Source organism: Microbacterium sp. LCT-H2 (assembly GCF_001866135.1).
Classification (GTDB): Bacteria; Actinomycetota; Actinomycetes; order Actinomycetales; family Microbacteriaceae; genus Microbacterium.
Genome location: NZ_MODW01000013.1, coordinates 1 through 6,573, shown reverse-complemented (window position 1 = coordinate 6,573; position 6,573 = coordinate 1). Strand labels below are relative to the sequence as shown.

At 67.1% G+C, this 6,573-nt stretch carries 8 protein-coding genes; 2 read left to right on the top strand and 6 right to left on the bottom strand.

Going from position 1 to position 6,573, the window contains the following annotated elements; translation table 11 throughout:
- From BK819_RS16200 to phnG, 3 genes are all read right to left on the bottom strand, one after another.
- A partial coding sequence (locus tag BK819_RS16200) for a carbon-phosphorus lyase complex subunit PhnI (protein WP_071330052.1) occupies nucleotides 1-783 on the bottom strand: 783 nt, incomplete at its 3' end.
- Nucleotides 783-1,418 (bottom strand): phosphonate C-P lyase system protein PhnH, encoded by a 636-nt coding sequence (gene phnH / locus BK819_RS16195; protein ID WP_071330051.1) that lies wholly within the window; start codon nucleotides 1,416-1,418, stop codon nucleotides 783-785. The genes phnH and BK819_RS16200, both read right to left, overlap by 1 nt.
- A complete protein-coding gene (gene phnG / locus BK819_RS16190) occupies nucleotides 1,415-1,888 on the bottom strand; it encodes a phosphonate C-P lyase system protein PhnG (protein ID WP_256209493.1) in 474 nt (157 codons plus the stop codon). The genes phnH and phnG overlap by 4 nt, the downstream gene beginning before the upstream one ends.
- Before the next feature lie 157 nt (nucleotides 1,889-2,045).
- Between phnG and phnF the strand changes: the two genes are divergently transcribed.
- Nucleotides 2,046-2,792 (top strand): phosphonate metabolism transcriptional regulator PhnF, encoded by a 747-nt coding sequence (gene phnF / locus BK819_RS16185; protein WP_071330049.1) that lies wholly within the window; start codon nucleotides 2,046-2,048, stop codon nucleotides 2,790-2,792.
- Nucleotides 2,793-2,855: 63 nt separating this feature from the next.
- The gene (locus tag BK819_RS16180) at nucleotides 2,856-3,719 is read left to right on the top strand and encodes an endonuclease/exonuclease/phosphatase family protein (RefSeq protein ID WP_071330048.1); all 864 of its coding nucleotides are present in this window, start codon (nucleotides 2,856-2,858) and stop codon (nucleotides 3,717-3,719) included.
- Nucleotides 3,720-3,777: 58 nt separating this feature from the next.
- On the opposite strand, the gene BK819_RS16900 is transcribed toward BK819_RS16180, so the two are convergent.
- The 3 genes from BK819_RS16900 to istA form a co-directional block, all read right to left on the bottom strand.
- Nucleotides 3,778-3,957 carry a hypothetical protein gene (locus BK819_RS16900; RefSeq protein ID WP_177173858.1) on the bottom strand — a complete coding sequence of 60 codons (180 nt, stop codon included), beginning with the start codon at nucleotides 3,955-3,957 and terminating at the stop codon, nucleotides 3,778-3,780.
- Nucleotides 3,958-4,113: 156 nt separating this feature from the next.
- Nucleotides 4,114-4,893, bottom strand: coding sequence for an IS21-like element helper ATPase IstB (istB, locus tag BK819_RS16170; RefSeq protein WP_033105166.1), 780 nt, complete (start codon nucleotides 4,891-4,893; stop codon nucleotides 4,114-4,116).
- A complete protein-coding gene (gene istA / locus BK819_RS16165; protein WP_052166742.1) occupies nucleotides 4,890-6,440 on the bottom strand; it encodes an IS21 family transposase in 1,551 nt (516 codons plus the stop codon). The genes istB and istA overlap by 4 nt, the downstream gene beginning before the upstream one ends.
- Nucleotides 6,441-6,573 lie beyond the last annotated feature (133 nt).

Sequence of the window (6,573 nt, the reverse complement as noted above, 5' to 3'; positions counted from 1 at the left end):
GCCAATCTTTGCAACAGAGCCGATCATCTGACATTCGGTCATCTCCACCCGGCCGAGCGGCACGGGGAATCCGAGCTCCGGTGCGTCGAACTCGAGTTCGACTTCTCCGACCCGGATCTCGCCCGCGAACGGGTGGGTGTTGCCGAATCCGCGCTGAGTGGAGTATCCGAGAGCGAGAAGGAACCCTTCATCGCCGCGCGCCAGCCCCTGCAGGCGCTCGGCGCGGCTCATCGGGTAGACCGTCGGCTCGCGAGTGAGGTCGGCGGGCTCGGGGTCGTTCCAGTCGGCCGGGTGGTCCGGTTCCAGCAGGGCGTCGGCGCCCAGCAGGTCGGAGACCCTGGGCATCGGCGTGTGCTGCTCATCTCCCAGCGCGGGTCCCGCGGTTCCCGGCTCAGCGAAGAGCCGATGCGTGTAGTCGAAGGTGGCACCGAGCTGCTGTCCACCGGGGATGTCCTTGAACGTTGCTGACACCCGTCGTTGAGGGGTGAGTGCCGCCGTGTCGACGGGCTCCGAGTAGCCGAACCGAGGAAGGGTGGTGCGATAGGAGCGGACCAGAGTGACGGCCTCGACGACGTCGCCCTGGCACTGGATGATCGCGCGGGCGGCGAGGGACGGGTCGTACAGCGACCCCTCCGTCATCACCCGCGATACCAGCACGGGCAGCTGGCCGGCGACAGCGTCCTTGGTGATGCGAGGAATGTCGTGACTGCCACGGCCCTCTTTGGCGAGGAGAGCGTGAGCGTTGGCGATGGCCTTCTCCCCGCCCTTGACTGCGACGTACATCAGGCCTCCGATCCAGGGATGGATGCGGCGATAAGCCGCGTGGTGCGGGGAAGAGCGACAACCGAGTTGTCATCGACGACCAGCAGGTCGACACCGCGGGGGAAGAGCGACGCGTTCTTCGCCCAGACGTCTGCGAATCCCGTGGGCACCCATGGAGCATCGATCTCGACGATGCCGTCAATACCCGGGCCCACGCCCGTGAACCGATCACCCTCCCCGCGGGCGCGAGCGTCGAGGATGATGGTCGCCGAGCGATGGGGCGCTTCGTCGCTTCCGTGAGCGAGCGCCTCCAGGTCCGGGAAGGAGTCCGGGGTGGCGAAGACGAAGTCAGCGGCACCGATGGAGGTGGCGAGACGTGCACCCGTGTGGAACGACAAGTAGTGCACTGCGGAAGCGTCGTGAGCGAGCGCCTCATGGAGGGCGACCGGAGACTGCTCGTCCAGGATCGTCATCGCGACGGCCGCCAGGCCCGGGCCCAGAGAGGCAGGCGCCTTGGCCGGGCCTTGGATGGAGTATCGCTGGCCCGGGTGAGCCAGCGCGTCGAGGATCGCCCGGAAAACGCTCTGCGCCTCGCGGGTCGGGTCAGCGAAGCCCGGGGCAGGGGCGGCCGTGCCGCTCTCCGATGAGGTGATCATGCGTGCTCCCTTGCGACGGTGAAGAAGTCGACCTTGGTGCTGCGCGCGTCGGCCGCCCGCGCGTCGTCTTCGCGCCGCTGCGCCTGAGCCAGCGGGGTGATGACGTCGGCAAGGACTCGCTCTCGCTGCCCTGCGTCCTGGAGGAGTCCGTCGAAGGCGGCAGCGAACCACGCGTGGTCGACGTCGGTTCCCAGCGCGTAGGACGTGCCGACTCGCTCGTGCTCGAGCGGCGCTCCGTGCACGCGGAGAGTCGCGCGGACGACAGTGGCTTCGCCGAGGTTGAATCGGTCCCCGCCGGCGCCGGCACGGCCGCGCACCATGACGAGCCCCGCCTCCGGCCCGCGGACCGTGTCCACCTTCGGTGTGATCGGCTGGGCCGCCCAGGCATCGGAGAGCTGAGAGGTGCTAGCGAGTGCGAGTACTCGCATCCACCTCTGTCGCTCCGCGACGTGATCAGTTGGACTCGTCACTACTGCCTCCTTGGTTGTCCAGGTTTCTGGATGATTCGAGCCTAGAAGCGACACCGCAATGTTGTCTAGTTTTCTAGATGACCAGTAGATGTCCGAAACATGAATGTCAGTGGTACGGATCGGAAGCGAGCGATGCGGACGGTAATGTACGGAGACGATGACCATCTCTCACCGCTCTTCGACCGGATACGCGACGTGGCGCCTGATCGCCGATCAGCTGCGCAGCGAGATCCTCGACGGCACCCTGTCACCGGACGCTCGACTGCCAACTGAGGCCGAGATGGCCGCACGTTTCGGCGTGAACCGCAATACCGTGCGCCAGGCGCTGTCGACCCTCGCCGGCGAAGAGCTGATCGTGACGAGACAAGGCGTCGGCACGTTCGTCGTGCCTCACACCGTCCTCGTCCACCGGATCCGCCTGCGCACCAGGCTCAGTGAGAGCATCGGCGACCACGATGTCTCCACGCGGAGACTCCTTGCCGCAGAGCTGGTGCGCGAGGTTCCGGACGACGCTCGCGAGCGACTTCGGCTCGGCGCGGGAGGGGCCCTGCGCGTCGACGCGGCGACCGATCTCCGAGGAAGCACCATCGCCCGCTCAACAGCGTGGATGGCGCCCGGCCTGGTCCCAGGATTCGAGACACAGCTCGCCTCCACCGGTTCGGTGACCCGCGCCCTGAGGGCCGTCGGCGTCGACGACTACGTCCGCTCCTGGAGCCGCGTCAGCGCTCGAGTCGCGACAGGCGCGGAAAACACGGATCTCGGCCTCCCTCCCGGGTCGACGGTCCTCGTCGTCCGTTCGCTCGACACGCTTCCGGATGGGACGCCGCTGCAGTACAGCCTCGCGCGCTTCCGCGCTGACCGTGTGGAACTCGACGTGCAGGCCGACCTGCATGCGGAGGATTGACGCAACTTCCACTGTTCACTTCGATGTGGAACTTCGTTCACGGATGATGGTTAGCGTGGAAGCATGACCGACACCATGAATCTCCGCGTGCTCACCCTGAACATCTGGATGGACCCGCGTGATCGCGCCGAACGCGACGCACTCCTGCTCCAGGGCCTCGAGGAGCACGACGCCGACATCGTCTTCCTGGGGGAGGTCCTGCGCACCCCGGAGCGTGACGCCTACCAGATCGTTAAGGACAGCTCCCCCCTGCACTGGCACCACGCCTCGGACTACCGCGAGATCGGTTGGCTCCCCTGGGGCACCGCCGTCGGCACACGGTGGGAGCCGAAGAGCGTCGACATCCACACGCTCCCGGCAGCGAACGGACCGCACGTCTGGGAGATGGTGCTCCCGCTCCCCATCGGCGTCGACATGCTCTTCCTCGGCGTACGTCCGAGCTGGAAGTTCACCGATGAGGCAGCCCGCGTCGAGCAGGCGCTATTCGTGACAGAGCTCGAAGAGCGCCGCCGCCAGGTCGCGCCGACCATCCTCGCCGGCGACTTCGACGCGGCGCCCGACCAGGACTGCATCCGCTTCTACACAGGGAAGTCCGCGGTCAACGGCCGCAGTGCCGCGTTCCGCGACACCTTCGCCATCGCGGGCGACGGCACTCCCGGCTACACCTGGACCACGGACAACCCGTGGGTCGCACGCACCATCGTCGACGGCCAGGGCATCGTCCCGAACTACTTTGTGCAGGAACCGCACCACCGCCGTATCGACTACATCTTCGCCGGGTCGACCGAGAATCACGGACTCGTGGAGAGTGTGATCACGAACAGCAAGGTGGTGTTCGCGGAGTACCCCACCGCGAGCGACCACTACGGCGTCCTCAGCGACATCAGCCTCAAAGCACTGTCAGAGCCGACCGCCGTCTTACCCTGAGGCCCCACGCATNTGCGCCGCTTCTGTCATGCGGGGAATCCGTTGGCCCGCACCGCGATTACACCCCGTGGATCTGCTTCGCCTTGGCCGACAACTCCGAACCACGTCGCGTCCGACCGGGGTCTTCCGCCGCGAGCGCCGAGCACAGAGCATCCAGCACCGCGAGATGGATGAACCGGCTCATCGTCGCTTCGAGCTGGAACCGCGTCTCTCCGGAGCCTGCCACGAGAGAGATCATCGCCTCGCCCACTAGCGGGTGTCAATGGCCAATAGGAACTGCCCGTGGGCGGCCAGCAGAAATGCCCGCTGGTGGCCACGGAAACTGCCCACTCATGGCCAACAGATCTGCCCACCAGGGTGTTGGTGGCGTTGGCCATGTCGAGGGCGTCGTCGTTTAGTTCATCGCGGTGACTCCTTTCCCGGCGAGGGCCTGGGTCAGCCGGATGGAGTCGCCCGATGTCTGGCAGACGTGCGCGTGGTGCAACAGCCGGTCGACGGTCGCCGTCGCGAGGGTCTTGGGCATGAGTTCGTCGAACCCAGCGGGGTGCAGGTTCGAGGACACCGCGATGGAACGTTTCTCGTAGGCGGCATCGACGAGTCGATAGAGGCCCTCGGCGGCGTCCGCACCGACTTCGAGTAGCCCGATGTCATCGACGACGATCAGATCCGCGCGGAGGATCCGGGCCACGACCCGGCTGACGGAGTCATCGGAGCGGTGCGCGCGGACCAACGCGCCGAGATCCTCGAGCCGGAACCACGCGACCCGCATCCCGGCCTCGACAACCTGTTGCCCGAGGGCCTCGAGGAAGAACGTCTTCCCCGTGCCCGATGGCCCGCAGACGACGACGTTCTCCTTCCGGCCGATCCATTCCAGGGTCCGCAGTGCCTGTTGCGTCGGGACCGGGATCGAGGACGCGGACTCGTCCCAGGTGTCGAAGGTCTTCCCGGTCGGGAACCCGGCGGCCTTGCGCCTCGTGGCGAGCATGGACCGGGCCCGGCCGGTGACCTCCTCGACGAAGAGGGCCTTGATGACCTCGGCCGGTTCCCACCGCTGGGACTTCGCGGTCGCGATCAGCTCCGGCGCCAACGCGCGAGCGTAGGGCATCTTTAACTGCCGCATCAACGCTTCGAGGTCAGCGGGGAGGACGGGCGCGGCAGCCTGGGTGACGCTCACGCGCTCTCCTCCAGATCATCCGTGACGGCAAGGTCGACCCCGGGCGTGACGGGCTGCCCGATCGCCGCCCAGCCGGCGGTGCCCTGCGCCAGCGACGCTTTCTCATCGGCTCGGTGCGCCTTGCCCTTGGAGACGGCCGCGTTGAGGATCGACGCGAGGTCACCGGTCGCGAACCGCCCGTAGGTGGCCGCCTCACCCAACGCAGCGTCGACCTGGGCTGTGCCGCTGATCTTCGCCACCGCGACCGCTTCGGCCATCTTCACGTTCATCCGCGCCGTGCCCACCGCGGCCGCTTCCAGCAGCCAGGCGTGAGCGCCGGCGCCGATGCCGAGGAACTCGGCCTCCGCGGCGCTCCTGGCCTTGATCGTGTAATCGCCCGGGACCTTCTCCCGATGGTCGGGGAAGTGCGCGTCATCGATCGCGGGACTGCCCGGCCGGGCCCGGTTATGCCGCGCGACTTCGACGGGGCCGTCGGAGCCGACGTGCACGACGATGACCTGCTCGTCGGTGCCGACACCGTGGGAGCGGACGAACACGCGGCCGCCGAGCAGGTGAGCGGGGACGGAGTACTGGCCATTCTCGAACGTGACCATCGGGGTGTTGTCCGGGACGCTGCGCGAGAGCCCGAACGCGACCGTGTGCGCGGTGTCGGGGACCCGGTGCAGCCGGAGCTGTTCTTCCTCGAGCATCGCCGCGGGCTTCCGCCGGGTGGCGCGGTGTTCCCGGTTGTTGACGTGGTCCATGAACGCGTCGCACGCCGCTTCCACCTCGGCGAACGAGGCGTACTCGGGTAACAGGTTCGTGTCCTTGGGGACGATGTCGGCCTTGGCGAGCTTCACCGAGGACTCCACCCCGCCCTTGGACGCCGGATCCGCCGGCTGACAGGTCAACACTGTCACCCCGTAGTGGCGGGCGAAGTCCACCGTCTGCTGGTTCCGCACCGGGACCCCGGCGATGTGCGACACGGTGACCGTTTTCTCGTTGTCGGTCAGCACATAGGTCGGGGCGCCGCCAGCGGTCCTAAACGTGCGATCCAACGCCGCGAACACGCTCGGCGCGGTCCGGTCCCGCAGCGGAATGACGATCCGGAACCGACACCACGCCAACCACGCCACGAACAACACCGTCTTCTTCCCGTCGATCACCGGGCCGTCGCCAAAGTCGTACTGTAACCACATCCCCGGCTCCGTTATCCAGGGGCGGTGCACCCGGACGTGGCCGAGCCGGTAAGCGGCGCGGACCTGCGCGACCGCCCGGCGGGTCGAGCGTTCAGAGCCCTCATAGCCCAGCGCGACGAGCCTGTCGTGAGCCTTATCAGCCCGGATCTTGCCCAGAGACTTCTCGACCCATTCCTCGATCTTAGGCAGGAACGGGTCCGTGACCCGGCCCCGGAACGCCGGCTCGGCGATCGGTCTCCCGGCATCGCGAGCGGCAACATGCCGCGCAACGGTGTGGTGCGAGCAACCGGTCAGCTCCGCGGTCGCGCGCAACGATCCAGTCAGATCGTATGCCTCAAGTATTTCCATGACTTCTCCGTCTAACTTCATTACAGGACCTCTTCCTGGGTGACTTTGGTGCGTCTAGACACCGCAATCAAACCCCGGGAAGAGGCTCCCGCCGCATAACCGGGCGGGGTTCCGAAAAGGAAGTGGGCAGATCGGCTCTGTTGCAAAAATCGTG

Bases quoted from the DNA above. Each gene is read 5' to 3' on its own strand.
- phnH (WP_071330051.1), bottom strand. From the start codon at position 1,418: ATGATCACCTCATCGGAGAGCGGCACGGCCGCCCCTGCCCCGGGCTTC.
- phnF (WP_071330049.1), top strand. From the start codon at position 2,046: ATGACCATCTCTCACCGCTCTTCGACCGGATACGCGACGTGGCGCCTG.
- BK819_RS16180 (WP_071330048.1), top strand. From the start codon at position 2,856: ATGACCGACACCATGAATCTCCGCGTGCTCACCCTGAACATCTGGATG.
- BK819_RS16900 (WP_177173858.1), bottom strand. From the start codon at position 3,957: ATGATCTCTCTCGTGGCAGGCTCCGGAGAGACGCGGTTCCAGCTCGAA.
- istA (WP_052166742.1), bottom strand. From the start codon at position 6,440: ATGAAGTTAGACGGAGAAGTCATGGAAATACTTGAGGCATACGATCTG.